We start from the raw sequence: 16,774 nt of genomic DNA, 5'->3' as shown, positions 1-16,774 counted from the left end.
ACGCCGCTGGTGCGCCGCGCGCCGACGCGCGACGCACTCGAGGTGGACAGCCTGCTGGCCACCTTCGGCATGATGTTCATCGTCCAGGGCATCATGCTGACGATGTTCGGCGGCGCCTATTTCAGCTATTCGTTCCTCTCCATTCCCGTCACGGTGTTGGGGGAGACCCTGGCGCTGAACCGGCTGATCGCATTCGGTCTCGCGGTACTGTTCGGCCTTGCGCTGTATCTGGCGCTGACCCGCACCCGGTTCGGCACCGCGATCCGCGCGGTGGCGGTCGATCCCTCGGCCGCGCGGCTGGTGGCGATCGACGTCACCTCGGTATCGGCGTTCGCTTTTGCGCTTGGCGGCGGGATGGTGGCGGCGGCCGGCGTGCTGGTCAGCATGTTCCTCACCTTCAGCGCGTCGTCGGGCGTCATCTTCACCATGAAGGCGCTGATGGTGGTGGTGATGGGCGGCGTCGGCAATCTGCTCGGCTGCCTCGTCGCGGGCCTGGCACTTGGCCTCAGCGAATCCCTGGTGGCGACCTTCGTCGATCCCGGCCTGACGCTGGCGGTGAATTTTGCGCTGTTTCTCGGCGTGTTGCTGGTCAAGCCGGCCGGCCTGTTCGGAAGGGCGCAGCGATGAGCCCGACGCAAATCGCAGCGCTGGCCGCAGGTGGCGCGGGCCTTGTGGTGCTGGCGCTGCTGCCGTTCTACGCCGATGCCTATTACCTCTCGCTCGCAATCAGCCTGCTGCAATTCACGGTGCTTGCCACCGCGTGGGGATTGTTCTCCGGGCCGACACGTTACGTGTCGCTGGCGACCACGGCGTTCTTCGGCGTCGGCGCCTATACCGTGGCGGTGCTCGGTGAAGTGCTGGCATGGCCGCTGGTGCTGCTGATCGCCACCGCGATCGGCGCGCTGATGGCGATGGTGGTGGGAATTTCCACGCTGCGGCTGAGCGGCCTGCATTTTGTCATCTTCACCTTTGGTCTCGCCGAACTCGTCCGCCAGCTCGTGATCTGGTACGAGGTCAACAAGACGCGGGTGCTCGGCCGCTATGTGTTCGTCGATATCACCCAGAGCGACATCTACTGGCAACTGCTCGCTCTCGCGGTCGCGGTGTTCGCGATCGGCTGGCTGATCGCCCGCTCGCGCCTCGGTTTTGCCCTGCGCATCATCGGCGAGGACGAGACCGTGGCAAAACATTGCGGGATCAATGTCACACTTGCAAAAGTGACGCTGTTTGCGATCAGCGCTGTCTTCATCACCCTGGTTGGCGCGATCATGGCGCCGCGCTGGACCTACATCGAGCCCTCGATCGCGTTCAACCCGACGATCTCGTTTCAGGTCGTGATCATGGCGTTGCTCGGCGGCGCGCATCGGCTGTGGGGGCCGGCGGTCGGCGCGATCCCGTTGACGCTCTTGTTCGAATTTCTGTCGGCGCGCTTTCCCTCGACCTCGACCCTGATCATCGGCGTCGTGTTCCTGCTGATCGTCTATGCGCTGCCCCAGGGCGTGGTCGGATTGTGGGAGCGCGTCAGCCGGCGGAAGTCCGAACCGCCGATCGCGCCACAGGTGCAGACATGACGGCCGCGTCTTCCGCACCCGTGCTCGAGGTCTCGGGATTGACCCGCGCCTTCGGCGGGCTTGTCGCGGTTAACGCCGTCGACCTTGCGGTGCAGCCCGGCCAGATCGTCGGCCTGCTCGGTCCCAACGGCTCCGGCAAGACCACGGCGCTCAATCTGATCTCGGGCGTGCTGCGTCCGGACTCCGGCAGCATCCGGTTTGCCGGGCAGGCTATCGCGGGCATGCCGGCCCATCGCATCGCGCGCCTCGGGCTCGCACGCACGTTTCAGCTGGTCCGTGTCCTCCAGGGCATGAGCTGCGCCGAGAACGTCAAGGCCGGCCTTGCCTTCCATAGTCCGCCGCTGTCGCGCAGTGAGATCGACGAATCCGTCGAGCGGCTGTTGCGGCGGGTTGGGCTGGCGGATCGGGCAGGGGTCCCGGCCGCGGGGCTAACCTACATCGATTGCAAGCGGCTGGAGCTGGCGCGTGCGCTGGCGCTGAAGCCGCGGCTGCTGTTGCTCGATGAATGGCTCGCGGGATTGAATCCGTCGGAGCTGCTGATCGGCATCGAACTGATCCGCTCGTTGAAGGACGAGGGGCTGTCGGTCCTGCTGGTCGAGCACGTGATGGACGCGATCCGCTCGCTGTGCGACCGCTGCGTGGTCATGAACAGCGGCCGCCGCATCGCCGAGGGCCGCCCCGACGAGGTGCTGGCCGATCCCGCCGTCATCGAGGCCTATCTCGGGGTATCGACCGATGCTTGAGGTTTCAGCCGTCAGCGTCGCCTATGGCCAGCACCGCGCGCTGAGCGATGCGGCGCTGACCGTCGACCGTGGCGAGATCGTCGTCATCCTCGGCGCCAACGGCGCGGGCAAGACCTCCTTGATGAAGGCCATCGCCGGCATCGTGCCCAGCCTGCCGGGCAAGCGCGTCGCGCTTTCCGGCCGGGATATTTCGCGGCTGCCGGCGCACGAGATCGTCGAGGCGGGCCTGGCGTCAGTGCCGGAAGGGCGCGGCATCTTCGGCGAATTGACCGTCGCCGAAAACCTGCTGCTGGGCGCCAATCCGAAACGGGCGCGCGACAGCGAGGCCGCGCGTCGCAAGAAGGTGCTGTCGCTGTTTCCGCGTCTCAACGAACGCATGGGCCAGATGGTTCGCACCATGAGCGGCGGCGAACAGCAGATGGTGGCGATCGGCCGCGCGTTGATGTCGAATCCGGACATCCTGCTGTTGGACGAACCCTCGCTCGGCCTGTCGCCGCTGCTGGTGCGCGAATTGTTTTCAGCGTTGCGGCAAGTGCGCGAAACCGGCGTCGGCCTGTTGATGGTCGAGCAGAACGCCCGGGAAAGCCTGGCACTCGCCGATCGCGGCTATCTGAACGAGAACGGCAAGATCGTCGGCAGCGGCACGGCGCAAGCGCTGCAGTCCGACCCCGCGGTGCGGCGGGCTTATCTGGGCGGAATCGAAACCGGCGCGAAGCCGGGAAATCATGGAGGGAAAATCGCAATGAACAAGATCAACCTGTTGCTTGAAAACCAGGACGTTGAGGCGATCGACGGCGTCACCTTCGAACGCCTCAACCCGATGACGGGCGAGGTCGCCACCCGCGCGGCGGCGGCCAAGATTGCCGACGTCAAGCGCGCGGCCGATGCCGCGGCGGCGGCGTTTCCGGCATGGTCTGCGACCGGCCCGAGCCAGCGCCGCATGATCCTGCTCAAGGCCGCCGACGTGCTGGCGAGCAAGACGCCGCAATTCATCGAGTTGATGGCCGCGGAAACCGGCTCCACCGCCGGCTGGGCCGGGTTCAACGTCCATCTCGCCGCCGGCATGCTGCGCGAAGCGGCATCGATGACGACGCAGATTTCCGGCGAGGTGATTCCCTCCGACAAGCCCGGATGCATCGCGATGGCGATCCGCCAGCCCGCCGGCGTCGTGCTCAGCATCGCGCCATGGAATGCGCCTGTCATCCTCGGCGTGCGCGCGATCGCGTTGCCGCTGGCCTGCGGCAACACCGTGGTTCTCAAGGCGTCCGAAATCTGTCCCGGCACGCACCGGCTGATCGCCGAATGCCTGCGCGAGGCTGGCCTGCCGCCGGGCGTCCTCAACGTCATCACCAATGCGCTGGAAGACGCGCCTGTCCTGATCGATGCGCTGATTTCCCATCCCGCCGTGCGCCGTATCAATTTTACCGGTTCGACGCGGGTCGGGCACATCATCGCGCAGACCGCCGCGAAGTATCTGAAGCCGGCGCTGCTCGAACTCGGCGGCAAGGCGCCGCTGCTGGTGCTCGACGACGCCGACCTCGATGCCGCCGTTGCGGCCGCCGCGTTCGGCGCCTTCATGAACCAGGGACAGATCTGCATGTCGACCGAACGCATCGTGGTCGACAACAAGGTCGCCGATGCTTTTGTCGCCAAGCTGGCCACCAAGGCTGAAACGCTGGTGGCCGGCGATCCGCGCAAGGGCAATACCGCGCTGGGGTCGCTGATCGGTGTCGAAGCCGCCACCCGGATTCAGGGGCTGATCCAGGATGCGATCGGGAAAGGCGCGCGCGTCGTGGCCGGCGGCAAGGTCGATGGCACGCTGATGTCGGCGACGGTGGTCGATCATGTGACCTCGACCATGCGGATCTATAACGAGGAATCGTTCGGCCCTGTCGTCTCCATCGTTCGCGTCAACGGCGTCGAAGAGGCGGTGCGCGTCGCCAACGACACCGAATACGGCCTGTCGGCCTCGGTGTTCGGCCGCGACATTGCCCGCGCGCTCGATGTGGCAAAGCGAATCGAGTCCGGCATTTGCCACGTCAACGGACCGACCGTGCACGACGAGGCCCAGATGCCGTTCGGCGGCGTGAAGGCGTCCGGCTATGGCCGCTTCGGCGGCAAGGCGGGGATTGCCGAATTCACCGAGCTGCGATGGATCACGATCGAGACCGGCCCGCAGCATTATCCGATCTGAGGTAATCCAGGACGAATGACCACGTGCTGCTGGTCCAGCCTCCGCATATTGACGAGTATGCGGAGGAAAGGTATTTCTGTATGGTATCTATCCGTCCTTCGACCTAGGCGGCGCCGGCCTGTGTTCCGTGGCCGGACGGAGGAGCAGATGGCTTCCGCCCCTATTAGGCCGGAAATTCCCTGCAGTCTTTCTTTATTGCCGCGCCGGAGCGCCGAATTCGATTTTCATCCGCCTCGTGTGTCGGATCACTGGGAGCATGAGCGTCTTGGAAGTGTGGCGCGACACGCCGGCGAAATGTGAAAAGGATATCGTGAGCGGGCGGGACGAGCCATCACGTGGCGCCCGTCAGGGCCAGCGTTCGGACCTGCCGGGATCATCGAAGCCATGACGGAAGAAAAGACCAAATTGCTGAGGTCGCTCGCGATCGACCGAAGCGTAAGTGAAGCAGCGCCCTCAAGCGGCCGCAGTTCGCGTTGGCTGCTGGCGGCGGTTGCCGGCGTCGTGGTCATTGCAGTGGCCGCGGTGGCCCTGTTTGGTTTGCTTGAATTTCATGGCCTGCGCAGTGCCGAGCCGGTTGCCGCGAAAGCACCGGAGATGGCCTCGCCGCCGCAGCAGCAAAGCTTGGCGAAGAAGGACACCGGAGCGCTGGCCGCGTCCGGCTACGTGGTCGCCCGCCGCAAGGCGACGGTTGCTGCCGAGATCACCGGCAAGGTGATGGAAGTGCTGATCGAGGAGGGCATGACCGTCACCGAGGGGCAGGTGGTAGCGCGGCTCGACAGTGTGCTCGCCGAATCGGATCTGGCGCTGGCCCGCTCACGCGTCGAAGCGGCCGATGCCGCGATCGGCGCTGTTACCGCCGACCTGAAGGACGCTACCCTGATTCTCTCGCGGGTTGGGACGCTGGCGCAGAAGAATTATGCGACGGATGCCGATCATACCAAGGCTCAGGCACGCGTTGGCGTGTTGACCGCGCAGCTGCGCCAGGCGCAATCGCAGCGTGACAGCGCGAGGCTCGACGCCGAGCGCAGCGCCTCGGTGCTCGACAAGTACAAGATTCGTGCGCCTTTCAGCGGCGTCGTGGTCGACCGCAGCGCGCAACCGGGTGAAATGATCTCGCCGATGTCGGTTGGCGGTTTCACGCGGACCGGCATCTGCACCATCGTGGACATGGATTCCATCGAAATCGAAGTCGACGTCAATGAGGCGTTCATTGGACGCGTCGTTGCTGGCGGCAAGGTCAACGCCGTGCTCGATGCCTATCCGGACTGGTCGATACCGGCGTCCGTGATCGCCATCGTGCCGACGGCCAATCGCGAGAAGGCGACCGTCAAGGTTCGTATCCGGTTCGAGCAGAAGGACCCGCGCATCCTGCCCGATATGGCGGTGAAGGTGACGTTCATACGCGAAGCGAACGCCGGCGCATTACCGCCGAATGCGACCGCTTCCGCCAACTGAATTCGACAGGGAGAAGAAAAGTGGCGCCAGAAAATCCGATGGTTGCGCTCGTTGGCGTAAACAAGCGCTTCGTCAAGGGCAAGGAAACGATCACGATCTTCGATCATCTCGACCTCGTCATCCCGCGCGGCGATTTCGTCGCGGTGATGGGGCCGTCCGGCTCGGGCAAGACCACCCTGCTCAATTTGCTCGGCGGAATCGATCGCGCCGATGCAGGCGAGGTCCGCATCGCCGACAGCCGCATCGACGGCATGTCCGAGGGCCAGTTGGCGAGCTGGCGCGCGGCCAATATCGGTTTCATCTTCCAGTTCTACAATTTGATGCCGATGCTGACGGCCGCGCAGAATGTGGAACTGCCGCTGCTGCTGACCAATTTGCGCAAAAAAGAGCGGGCGGAGCGCGTTCTCACCGCGCTGTCGGTGGTCGGTCTCGCCGATCGCGTAAAACATCATCCGCGCGAAATGTCGGGCGGCCAGCAGCAGCGCGTCGCCATCGCGCGCGCGATCGTGTCCGATCCGAACCTGCTGCTCTGCGACGAGCCGACCGGCGACCTCGACCGTCACTCCGCCGACGAAATTCTCTCGATCCTGCAGCTGCTCAACAAGGAGCTCGGGAAGACCATCGTGATGGTCACGCACGATCCGGCGGCGGCGCGCTATGCGCAGCGCACGCTGCATCTCGACAAGGGCCAGTTCGTCGAACAGGAGCTGGCGGCGTGAACGACTTCGACCTGGTGCGCAAGAACCTGTTTCGCCGCAAACTGCGCGCGATATTGATGATCGTATCGATCCTGATCGCGTTCATGATCTTCGGCGTGCTCGCCGGATTTTACCGCGCCTTCACGGCCGGCGAGGATCGTGCCGCCGCCGATCGTCTCATCACCGTCAACAAGATCAACTTCACCCAGCCGATGCCGATTGCCTATTTCAATCGCGTGCGCGCACTGGACGGGGTGCGGCAGGTGACTCACGCCAACTGGTTCGGCGGATACTATCAGGATCCGAAGAATTTTCTGATGACACTGGCGATCGAGCCGGCGACCTATTTCGATGTCTATCGCAGCGAATTCGAGGTCACCCCCGAGCAGCTTCAGGCCTTCGTCCGGGACCGCGGCAGCGCGGTGATCGGTGAATCGCTGGCGAAGAAATGGGGCTGGAAGGTCGGTGACCGCGTGCCGGTTTCGAGCAACATCTTCACCCAGCGCAGCGGCGGGCATACCTGGGACTTCACCATCGCCGGTATCATCAAGGGCAAGGCGGAGCACGTCGACACCAACTTCATGCTGTTTCAGTACGCCTATTTCGACGAGACCCGCTCGTTCGGCAAGGACAGTATCGGCTGGATGATTCTCCAGACCAATTCGCCCGAGAATAACGACCGCGTCGCCAAGGCCATCGATGCGATGTTCGCCAATTCCACCGCGGAGACCTCGACCGACACCGAAAAGGCCTTCGGCAAGGCGTTCGCGGCACAGTTCGGCAACATCGCCCTGATCGTGTTCCTGGTGGTCGGCGCCGCCTTCGTCACCATCCTGATGATCGTCGGCAATACCATGGCGCTGTCGATCCGGGAACGCACAAGGGAGATCGGGGTGCTGAAGACGCTCGGCTTCTCCGGCGGACGAATTTTGCGGATGGTGCTGGGCGAATCGGTGTTGCTGGCGCTGCTCGGCGGGTTGCCGGGCCTGGCGATCGCTGCGCTGATCACGCTGGCGTTGCGCGAAAGCCTGTCCAATATCGCGCCGGCCTTCGCCGTGTCGCCGGTCATTGCGCTGCAGGGAATAGCGCTGATGGTCGCGCTCGGCCTGATCACCGGGATCATTCCGGCGCTCAATGCCATGCGGCTCAAAATCGCCACCGCGCTCGGACGGGGATAATCATGCGTTCGCTTTTGCTGCAGGTCATGGCGGTCACCTCGATCAATCTCAGGAGCATCGGGCAGCGACGCTGGTTGTCGCTGTCGACGGTGATCGCGGTCGCGCTGGTGGTGATCGTGCTGCTCGCATTCCTCGCGATGGCCAATGGATTCCAGCGCACCATTGCTGGATCGGGCGCCGATGACATCGCCATCGTGCTGCGGGCGGGCTCGCAGGCGGAAATCAACAGCACGGTGAGCCGCGACCAGGTGCGCCTGATCGAGGACGGGCCCGGCATCGCGCGCGGCAGCGACGGCAAGCCGCTGATCTCGCCAGAGCTGTATCTCGTGGTCGACGGCGTCAAGCGTTCCACGAAGACGAAAGCCAACCTGCCGCTGCGCGGGATCGGTGAGCACGGCGCGACGCTGCGCAAGGGCGTCGCCGTCACCTCCGGCCGGATGTTCGGCCGCGGCAGCAACGAGGTCGTGGTCGGCAAGGCACTGCTGCGCGAATTCGAGGGTTTCGAGCTCGGCAGTACCGTCTCGTTCGGCGCGACGCGCTGGACCGTGGTCGGCGTGTTCGAAGCCGGCGGCAGCGTGTTCGAATCCGAGATCTGGGCGGATCTGCCTGTCGTGCAGAGTCTGTTCAACCGCAACAACGTCGTGCAGACCGTCCGCGCGCGTCTCACCAGCCCGGCGGCGCTGGGCGAACTCAAGGCCTACAGCGACAATGATCCGCGGCTGAAGCTCGACGTCAAATCCGAGGCCGCCTACTTTGCCGAACAGGCGTCGCAGACGTCAGACCTGATCCAGAAGCTGGGCTGGCCACTGGCGATCGCGATGGCCCTCGGCGCGCTCGCCGGCGCACTCAACACCATGTATTCGTCCGTGGCCTCCCGCGCGACGGAAATCGCGACGCTGCGCGCCATCGGTTTTGGCGGCTTTCCGGCCTTTGTCGGAACGCTGGCGGAATCGCTGTCGCTGGCGGCGATCGGCGGGCTGCTCGGCGCTGCGGCGACCTATCTGATCTTCGATGGCGTCACGGCCTCGACGCTGGGTGGCAATTTCACGCAAGTCGTGTTCGACTTCAAGCTCTCGGGATGGCTGATCGCCGAAGGCGTCGCACTGGCGCTGGTGGTCGGATTGATCGGTGGACTGTTTCCCGCCATCCGCGCGGCGCGCATGCCGATCGTGGCGGGATTGTACGCTTGATCGACCGCCGGTCGTAGAGACCTTTGAAAATCCACCAGCGGCTGTGCCGGGACATGGCCATGCTCCGTGCCTTGCCGGTTTACCGCAAGTGCGAAGCCGGGTGAGCGGGCTGTTGCGGCCGGATATATTTCGGTCCCGCCCCGTCGCCGGACAGAGATCGCCTTGACAGCGCTAACATCCCGTCCGTAACCTCCGCTCATAAGATCAAAAAAACATCAACCAAGGAGGAATTGTTACCAACGGAGGGAATGAAATGCTCAAGTACACGTCAACTATTGTCGTGGCTGCGGCCTTCGGACTCGTCGCCGCCTTTACCCATCCAGTGCAGGCTCAGGCGCCCAAACCCCTTGTTTTGAAGGGGCAATCGACGCACCCCGCGTCGTCTAATTTCCATCTCATCTTCAAGCTCTGGGCCGAGACCGTCGAAAAGATGTCGGGCGGCCGTCTCAAGATTGAGACCCTCCCCGCCGGCGCGATCGTTCCGCCGTTCGAGGTGTTCGACGCCACATCCAAAAACGTCCTCGACGTCGGTATGGCGCCGTTCGGCTACATTCTCGGCCGCAACACCGCGACGATTCCGATGTCGCACGGGCCGCTGTTCGGCATGGACGGAAGCGACTACTGGGCCTGGTACTATGACGGCGGCGGCATGGCCCTGCTGGAAGAATTTTATCGCGATGTCCTCAAGCTCAACGTCGTCGGCTTCCCGATCCCGACCGATTACCCGCAGGGCATGGGATGGTTCAAGAAGGAGATCAACAGCCTTGCCGACCTCAAGGGCCTGAAATATCGCATCTACGGCATCGGCGCGGAAACCTACGGCCGGCTTGGCGTGTCGGTCGTGACCATTCCGGGCGGCGAAATCGTGCCGGCGATGGAACGCGGCGTGATCGAAGGCGCCGAATGGATCAACTGCGAGGAAGACAAGAAGCTCGGTCTGCACCAGGTCGCGAAGCACTACTACACCCCTGGCATGCACGAGCCCGTCACCGGGGGCCAGTTGATGATCAACGGCGACGTCTGGAAGAAGCTCACGCCGGACCTGCAGGAGATCGTCAAGGTTGCCAGCGTCTATGCCACGACGCAGCGCAATTTCGCCTTCAACCGCGAGACCGCGCAGGCCTGCCAGGACCTTATCAAGGCCGGCGTCCAGATGCATCGCACGCCGGACGAGATCCTGAAGAACTTCCTCGACGAGTGGGAGAAGATCCAGGCCGAGTACGCCGCCAAGAACCCCTTCTACAAGAAGGCGATGGACAGTCAGAAGGCCTACGCCGAGAAAATCGTCCCGTTCAAGCTGTCCTGGTTCCCGCCCTATAATTTCGCCGGCGAGTATTACTGGAAGGACAAGGTCTATCTGCAGAAGAAGTGATCCGCTTTCGCGCGCGCAAATGGCGTCACTGATCGGCGCCAGTTGCTTTCCCAGAGCATGATCCGGAAAAGTGGCAACCGGTTTTCCGAAAAGATCATGCTCAAACGAGAGATGAGATCATGATGCGATTCCTTATAATCGCATCATGATCGAGGGGGGATCATTCATGTCGACTGACGGCGGAGCCTCGCATCCTGCCGGCGTGGGAAGAGAATTTCCACACGCCTTCTACGCGATCATTCGGGCGATCGACCGGTTCTCGGACGTCACCGGCAAACTCATCTCCCTGACGATGCTGTTCCTCGTGGTGACGATCACCTACGAGGTCGTGATGCGCTACGGGTTCAATGCCCCGACCGCCTGGGTTTACGAGTCGAGCTTCATGGCCAACGGCGCGGCCTTCATGCTCGGCTGCGGATATGCGCTCTACAAGGGCGCGCACGTCCGGACCGATATCTACTGGGAGAACTTTTCGGAGCGCACCAAGGGGATCATCGACATGATCTCCTACATCCTGCTGTTCTACCCGGTCATGATCACCTTCATGGTGGTCAGCTACGACGCTGCAATGCATGCCTGGGACACCGGCGAGAGATCGCAGGAAAGCGTGTGGCGCGTGATCATGTGGCCGTTCCGGGCCACCATCCCGCTGTCGGCCGTTCTGCTCATGATCCAGGGCGTCTCCGAAGTATTGAAGTGCTGGTACCAGATTCAGTTCGGGCGTGAGTTCGAGCACAAGGAAAAGATCGAGATATGACCGGACTCGAGCTGCTTGGCCTGTTCATGCTGCTGGTGATGCTGGGGGCGATTTTCATCGGCCTGCCGATCAGCTTCACGCTTTTGTTTCTCGCCGGTGTGTTCGGCTACATCGGCATGGGGCCGCGGGTGCTCAGCCTCGCCTACCTGCAGACCATCGGCATCATGAAACAGGACGAACTGGTCGCGGTGCCGATGTTCATCCTGATGGGCTTCATCTGCGACCAGGCCGGGCTGATGGAGCGGCTGTTCAAGGCGTTCCGCGATCTGTTTGCGCCGCTGAAGGGCGCTCTCTACGTAGTTGTCATCCTCACCGCGACGCTGTTTGGCATCGCGGCCGGAACCGTGGGCGCGACCGTGACGCTGCTTGGCATCATGGCCGGACCCATGATGATCCGAGCCGGCTACGATGTGCGGATGTCGGCGGGCTCGATCGCGGCGGGTGGTACACTAGGTATCCTGATTCCGCCGTCGGTGATGCTGGTGGTGATGGCGCCGGTGCTCGACATCTCGATCATCGATCTCTACGCGGCCGCATTTGGCCCGGGCTTTCTGCTGTCGGCGATGTTCATCGGCTACACCCTGATCCGGTGTCATTTCAATCCGAAGCTCGGACCGCCGGTGCCGCTGGAGGAGCGGCCGGAATCGATGAAGGTCGTGCTGTGGGAGTGTCTGGTCGGCCTCGTTCCGGTAACGGTGCTGACCGTCGTCACGCTGGGTGCGATTCTCGCCGGAATCACCACCGCCGCGGAGGCCGCCGCACTCGGCGCGCTCGGCGCCATCATTCTGGTCATCCTCTACGGTCGCTTCACATGGAGCGGCTTGCTGCAAGCCTGCTACAGCACGATGGCGACCACCAGCATGGTGCTGCTGCTCGCCGTCGCCTCCAACGTGTTCGGAGCGGTGTTCGCCTGGCTCGGTACGGCCAGCTGGATGACCAATGCCTTGCTGGCATCGCCGCTGCCGGCCTGGGGCACGATGACGCTGCTGCTGACCCTGATATTCCTGCTCGGCTGGCCGTTCGAATGGCCGGCCATCGTGTTTATTTTCATGCCCATGCTGGCGCCGGTGGCCAAGGGCCTCGGCTACGACATGGTGTGGTTCGGCTGCATCGTCGCGGTGGTTCTGCAGACAGCCTTCCTGTCGCCGCCGGTCGCAATGTCGGCCTATTATCTCAAACAGGTCGTGAGGGAATGGAATCTGAGGTTGATCTATCGCGGCATGGCGGACTTCATGGTGATCCAGGTTCTCTGCGTGATCCTGGTGCTGATCTTCCCCGCGATCGCGATGTGGTTCCCGGGCTGGTTGCAGGGCCGCAGGGATGCGGAGCGCAAGAAGGTGCAGATCGAGCATGTGGTGCCTCCGGCGGTGACCACCGCGGCGGTCAGGTGGAATTGACCGACTGAAGGAATCTCTCGGCCAACCCTGCGGCCCATCAACGTCATTGCGAGGAGGGTCCGCCGAGGCCCGCCTTCGGGCGAAGGCGGATGCGACGAAGCAATCCATCTCACGGCCGGTGCCGCTGCGAGATGGATTGCGTCGTCGCAAGAGCTCCTCGCAATGACGCTGAGAGAATTGTGATTCGATGCAATCAGCGCGCGTTCTGAGACAAAGTTGCCGATTGCCCGTCAGAACGTCGGCGGCGTGCAGGCGCTGATCAGTTCGCAGGGTTTGGCGCCGACGCAGCGGAAACGATGCGGCCGGCGGCTTTCGAAATAATAGGCGTCGCCGGGTCCGAGGATACGGCGTTCGCTATCCACGGTCACTTCGAGCCGGCCGCTCAGAATGATGCCGCCTTCCTCGCCGTCGTGAACCAGCGGGATGCGCCCGGTGTCGCCACCCGGTTCGTAACGCTCCTTCAGGATCTGGAGCGCGCGGCCGAACAGATTGTCGCCGACCTGGAGAAAGGAGATCTGGCCTTTGCCGATCTCGCTCAGCTCGTCGGAACGGTAAAACGCCTTGCGCGGCCGGTCGGGTTCGAGCGCGAAGAATTCCGCCATTCCCATCGGGATGCCATCGAGAATGCGCTTGAGCGCGCCGACGGAGGGATTCATCTGGTTCGATTCGATCAGCGAGATCGTCGAGTTGGTCACCCCGGAACGCTTGGCCAGCTCACGCTGCGAGAGTTTGTTGCGGCTGCGGACGAAACGGAGCCGTTCGCCGAGATCAATGCTCATCGTCGCCCCAAAGGTGGTGAGTTGGCTGTTGCGGGTGTTGCGGATCAAGTGAATATTATCATCAGACCATAGCAAAATCAATAACTTGAGAGATAGCAGAAAAGGTCTTGCTGCATTTTCATGAACATGCCCCGATGCGGCCAGAAGCAGAGGGAGTCGCCCGTGACCATTCATCAGATCCCAAACACCGCAAGTCTCGACGCATTCTGGATGCCGTTCACCGCCAACCGGCAGTTCAAGGCCGAGCCTCGCCTGATCGCCTCTGCCGAAGGCATGCACTACACGACAGTCGATGGCCGCAAGGCGATCGACGCATCGGCCGGGTTGTGGTGCGTCAACGCCGGTCACGGCCGGCGCGAGATTGCGGATGCGGTTCATCGCCAGCTCACGACGCTGGATTACGCCCCGTCATTCCAGATCGGGCATCCACTGGCGTTCGATTTCGCGGAAAAACTGGCGGCGGTCGCGCCCGCCGGGCTGGACCGCATCTTCTTCACCAATTCCGGTTCCGAGTCGGTCGATACCGCGCTCAAGATCGCACTGGCCTATCATCGCGCGGCCGGTCAGGCGACGCGTACCCGTTTCATCGGCCGCGAGCGCGGCTACCATGGTGTCGGTTTCGGCGGCATGTCGGTCGGCGGCATGGTCAACAACCGCAGGGCCTTCGCAACGCATCTTCCGGGCGTCGATCATCTGCGCCATACCCACGATCTCGAGCGCAATGCCTTCTCCAGGGGCCAGCCCGCGCACGGCGCGGAGCTCGCCGACGACGTCGAGCGTCTGGTCGCGCTGCACGGCGCTGAAACCATCGCGGCCGTCATCATCGAGCCGGTCGCCGGTTCGACCGGCGTGCTGATCCCGCCGCAGGGGTATCTGCAGCGCCTGCGCGCGCTGTGCGACAAGCACGGCATCCTGTTGATTTTCGATGAGGTGATCACCGGGTTCGGCCGGCTTGGCGCGCCCTTTGCCACCAACTATTTCGGCGTCACGCCCGATCTCATCACCTCCGCCAAGGGGATCACCAACGGCGTCGTTCCGATGGGCGCGGTGTTTGCGAGCCGCAAAGTGCACGATGCGCTGATGACGGGGCCGGCTAGCCAGATCGAGCTGTTCCACGGCTATACCTATTCCGCGCACCCGGTCGCCTGCGCGGCCGGCATCGCGACACTGGAGATCTACCAGAAAGAGGGGCTGCTCACGCGCGGCGCCGAGATGACAGAGTACTGGCAGGACGCCATGCATTCGCTGCGCGGGCTGCCGAACGTGATCGACGTCCGCGCCATTGGGCTGGTCGCGGGTGTCGAGCTGTCGTCGCGGCCGGATGCCGTGGGAGCACGCGGCTACGACGTCATGGTCGACTGCTTCAACCGCGGCCTCGTGCTTCGCAACTCCGGCGATTCGCTCGCGATGTCGCCGCCGCTGATTGTCGAGCGCAGCCACATCGACGACATTGCGGCGATCCTCGGCGACGCAATCAAGCGTGTGGCCTGAAGCTTGCAAAGCTCTGGACCGCAGCGGACATTTTCGTAGCGATGGAACGGCGGCTGCGGCGGGAGCATAGACGATCGTGAAGGTTCTGGTTCTGGGCGGTGGCGTCATCGGCGTGACATCAGCCTATTATCTCGCCAAGGCCGGGCACGAGGTCACCGTGGTCGACCGCCAGGCGGAGCCCGGGCTCGAGACCAGCTTCGCCAATGCCGGCGAGGTGTCGCCCGGCTACGCGTCGCCCTGGGCCGGTCCCGGCGTGCCGGTCAAGGCGATCAAGTGGCTGTTGATGAAGCATGGTCCGCTGGTGATCTGGCCCAAGCTCGATCCGGCGATGTGGTGGTGGCTCGCCAAACTGCTGCGCAACTGCACATCGGCGCGTTATGCGATCAACAAGAGCCGCATGATTCCGCTCGCCGAATACAGCCGCGATTGCCTGCGCGCGCTGCGCGCGGAGATCGCGATCAAGTATGACGAGCGCAGCCAGGGCACGCTTCAGCTGTTCCGCACCCAGGCCCAGCTCGACGGCACCGCCAGCGATATCGCCGTGCTGAAACAGTATGGCGTGCCGTTCGAGCTGCTCGACCGCGATGGCTGTATCGGTGCGGAGCCCGGGCTTGCCGCCGCCAAGCCTGAGATCGTCGGCGGCCTGCGGCTGCCGCAGGACGAGACCGGTGACTGCCATATGTTCACCCAGGCGCTCGCCGTTCACGCCGAAAAGCTCGGTGTCCAGTTCCGTCTCGGGACCACGATAGAGGGATTGATAGCGGAAGGCTCCCGGATATCAGGCGTCGCGACCAGCGCGGGCGTGTTACGGGCCGACGCCTATGTGATGGCGCTCGGCAGCTGGTCGCCGCGGTTGCTCAGGCCGCTCGGCATTTCGATCCCGGTCTATCCGATCAAGGGCTACTCGATCACCGTGCCGATTGCCGATGCCGATGCGGCGCCGGTGTCGACGGTAATGGATGAAAGCTACAAGGTGGCGATCACGCGGCTCGGCGACCGCATCCGCGTCGGCGGCACCGCCGAAGTGTCGGGCTATTCCGACACGCTGCATCCGGCGCGACGCGCGACGCTCGATCAGTCGCTGACCGACCTGTTTCCGGGCGGCGGCCATCTGGGCAAAGCCACATTCTGGAGCGGGTTGCGGCCGATGACACCCGACGGTCCGCCTGTCATCGGCGCGACACGCTTTGCCAACCTTCATCTCAATACTGGCCACGGTACGCTCGGCTGGACCATGGCGTGTGGTTCGGGACGCCTGCTCGCGGATCTGCTGTCGGGCCGCAAGCCCGAGATCGATGCGGCTGAACTCGCCATCACACGATATGACAATCGGTTTGGCTGATCTCGGGGGCTGACTCGGAAGCCATGTAGTGCGACGCTGGTGCATTGGGATTCTGTTTTGACCCACGGAGCATCCGCGTGAAGGCCGTCTATACCGAACTGCATCGAAGCCACGATCCGCAATTCTTCCTGGTTCGCGGCGTGGTCAAGCGAACCACCGAGCAACCGGAACGCGCCGACCGGCTGCTGGCCGGGCTCAAGGCCGGCAAGCACGATCTGGTCGATCTGGTCGCGTTCGGGCAGGGGCCCCGGGCCAGGGTGCACAGCCCCGAATATCTCGGCTTTCTCGCCGAGGCATGGGACGCCTGGACGGCACTCGGGGATTCAGGCCCCGAGATGATCGCCAACGTGCATCCGGTCCGCCATGCCGCGACGTATCCGACCCATATTGTCGGCCGTCTCGGCTGGCATACAGCCGATACGGGTTGTCCGATCGGACCCGGCACCTGGGCGGCGGCTTGCGCGGCTACGGATGTCGCGACCACGGCAGCCCAACTGGTGCTGGACGGCGAGGACGCGGCCTACGCGCTCTGCCGTCCTCCCGGTCATCACGCCTATCGCGACCTCGCCGGCGGTTTTTGCTTTCTCAACAACAGCGCGGTCGCCGC

Annotated in this window: 14 protein-coding genes and 2 pseudogenes; 15 read left to right on the top strand and 1 reads right to left on the bottom strand. The window is 63.7% G+C overall.

Translation table 11 applies throughout. The features are described from left to right. The 12 genes and pseudogenes from Q7T45_RS00160 to Q7T45_RS00105 form a co-directional block, all read left to right on the top strand. Positions 1-627, top strand: a 627-nt coding sequence (locus tag Q7T45_RS00160) for a branched-chain amino acid ABC transporter permease (protein WP_304865791.1), incomplete at its 5' end; no start/stop codon positions are given. Continuing rightward, positions 624-1,571 (top strand): branched-chain amino acid ABC transporter permease, encoded by a 948-nt coding sequence (locus Q7T45_RS00155; RefSeq protein WP_304865788.1) that lies wholly within the window; start codon positions 624-626, stop codon positions 1,569-1,571. The genes Q7T45_RS00160 and Q7T45_RS00155, both read left to right, overlap by 4 nt. Continuing rightward, positions 1,568-2,314: an ABC transporter ATP-binding protein gene (locus Q7T45_RS00150; protein WP_304865785.1), complete on the top strand. Its 747-nt coding sequence runs from the start codon at positions 1,568-1,570 to the stop codon at positions 2,312-2,314. Before Q7T45_RS00155 ends, Q7T45_RS00150 begins: the two co-directional genes overlap by 4 nt. Continuing rightward, a pseudogene (locus tag Q7T45_RS00145) lies at positions 2,307-2,783 on the top strand (ABC transporter ATP-binding protein); the annotation flags it as partial. The gene Q7T45_RS00150 and the pseudogene Q7T45_RS00145, both read left to right, overlap by 8 nt. 273 nt (positions 2,784-3,056) lie before the next feature. Then, a complete protein-coding gene (locus Q7T45_RS00140) occupies positions 3,057-4,508 on the top strand; it encodes an aldehyde dehydrogenase (protein ID WP_304865800.1) in 1,452 nt (483 codons plus the stop codon). A 384-nt stretch (positions 4,509-4,892) separates the two neighbouring features. After that, entirely contained in the window at positions 4,893-5,963 is a 1,071-nt protein-coding gene (locus Q7T45_RS00135; RefSeq protein ID WP_304865782.1) for an efflux RND transporter periplasmic adaptor subunit, read from the top strand. Positions 5,964-6,001: 38 nt separating this feature from the next. Continuing rightward, entirely contained in the window at positions 6,002-6,682 is a 681-nt protein-coding gene (locus Q7T45_RS00130) for an ABC transporter ATP-binding protein (RefSeq protein WP_304865779.1), read from the top strand. Then, the gene (locus Q7T45_RS00125) at positions 6,679-7,839 is read left to right on the top strand and encodes an FtsX-like permease family protein (protein ID WP_304865776.1); all 1,161 of its coding nucleotides are present in this window, start codon (positions 6,679-6,681) and stop codon (positions 7,837-7,839) included. The genes Q7T45_RS00130 and Q7T45_RS00125 overlap by 4 nt, the downstream gene beginning before the upstream one ends. A gap of 2 nt (positions 7,840-7,841) precedes the next feature. Beyond that, entirely contained in the window at positions 7,842-9,029 is a 1,188-nt protein-coding gene (locus tag Q7T45_RS00120; protein ID WP_304865772.1) for an ABC transporter permease, read from the top strand. Positions 9,030-9,282: 253 nt separating this feature from the next. Beyond that, a complete protein-coding gene (locus tag Q7T45_RS00115; protein ID WP_304865769.1) occupies positions 9,283-10,401 on the top strand; it encodes a TRAP transporter substrate-binding protein in 1,119 nt (372 codons plus the stop codon). A gap of 166 nt (positions 10,402-10,567) precedes the next feature. Continuing rightward, positions 10,568-11,158, top strand: a complete 591-nt coding sequence (locus tag Q7T45_RS00110) for a TRAP transporter small permease subunit (RefSeq protein ID WP_304865766.1) — start codon at positions 10,568-10,570, stop codon at positions 11,156-11,158. Further along, on the top strand, positions 11,155-12,555 hold the full coding sequence (locus tag Q7T45_RS00105) for a TRAP transporter large permease subunit (protein WP_304865763.1): 1,401 nt from the start codon (positions 11,155-11,157) through the stop codon (positions 12,553-12,555). Before Q7T45_RS00110 ends, Q7T45_RS00105 begins: the two co-directional genes overlap by 4 nt. Positions 12,556-12,785: 230 nt before the next feature. Here the strand turns inward: Q7T45_RS00105 and Q7T45_RS00100 are convergent, their stop codons facing one another. Continuing rightward, positions 12,786-13,334 carry a cupin domain-containing protein gene (locus tag Q7T45_RS00100; protein ID WP_304865797.1) on the bottom strand — a complete coding sequence of 183 codons (549 nt, stop codon included), beginning with the start codon at positions 13,332-13,334 and terminating at the stop codon, positions 12,786-12,788. Positions 13,335-13,544: 210 nt separating this feature from the next. Here Q7T45_RS00100 and Q7T45_RS00095 point away from each other — a divergent pair, with 210 nt between their 5' ends. The 3 genes and pseudogenes from Q7T45_RS00095 to Q7T45_RS00085 all read left to right on the top strand — a co-directional run. After that, a complete protein-coding gene (locus Q7T45_RS00095; protein ID WP_304865794.1) occupies positions 13,545-14,825 on the top strand; it encodes an aspartate aminotransferase family protein in 1,281 nt (426 codons plus the stop codon). A 76-nt stretch (positions 14,826-14,901) separates the two neighbouring features. Continuing rightward, on the top strand, positions 14,902-16,167 hold the full coding sequence (locus Q7T45_RS00090) for a D-amino acid dehydrogenase (RefSeq protein ID WP_304865759.1): 1,266 nt from the start codon (positions 14,902-14,904) through the stop codon (positions 16,165-16,167). A gap of 77 nt (positions 16,168-16,244) precedes the next feature. Continuing rightward, positions 16,245-16,774: pseudogene (locus tag Q7T45_RS00085) on the top strand (histone deacetylase family protein); the annotation flags it as partial.

This window comes from Bradyrhizobium sp., assembly GCF_030646015.1.
GTDB lineage: Bacteria > Pseudomonadota > Alphaproteobacteria > Rhizobiales > Xanthobacteraceae > Bradyrhizobium.
This window is presented reverse-complemented; position numbering and strand designations above follow the sequence as displayed.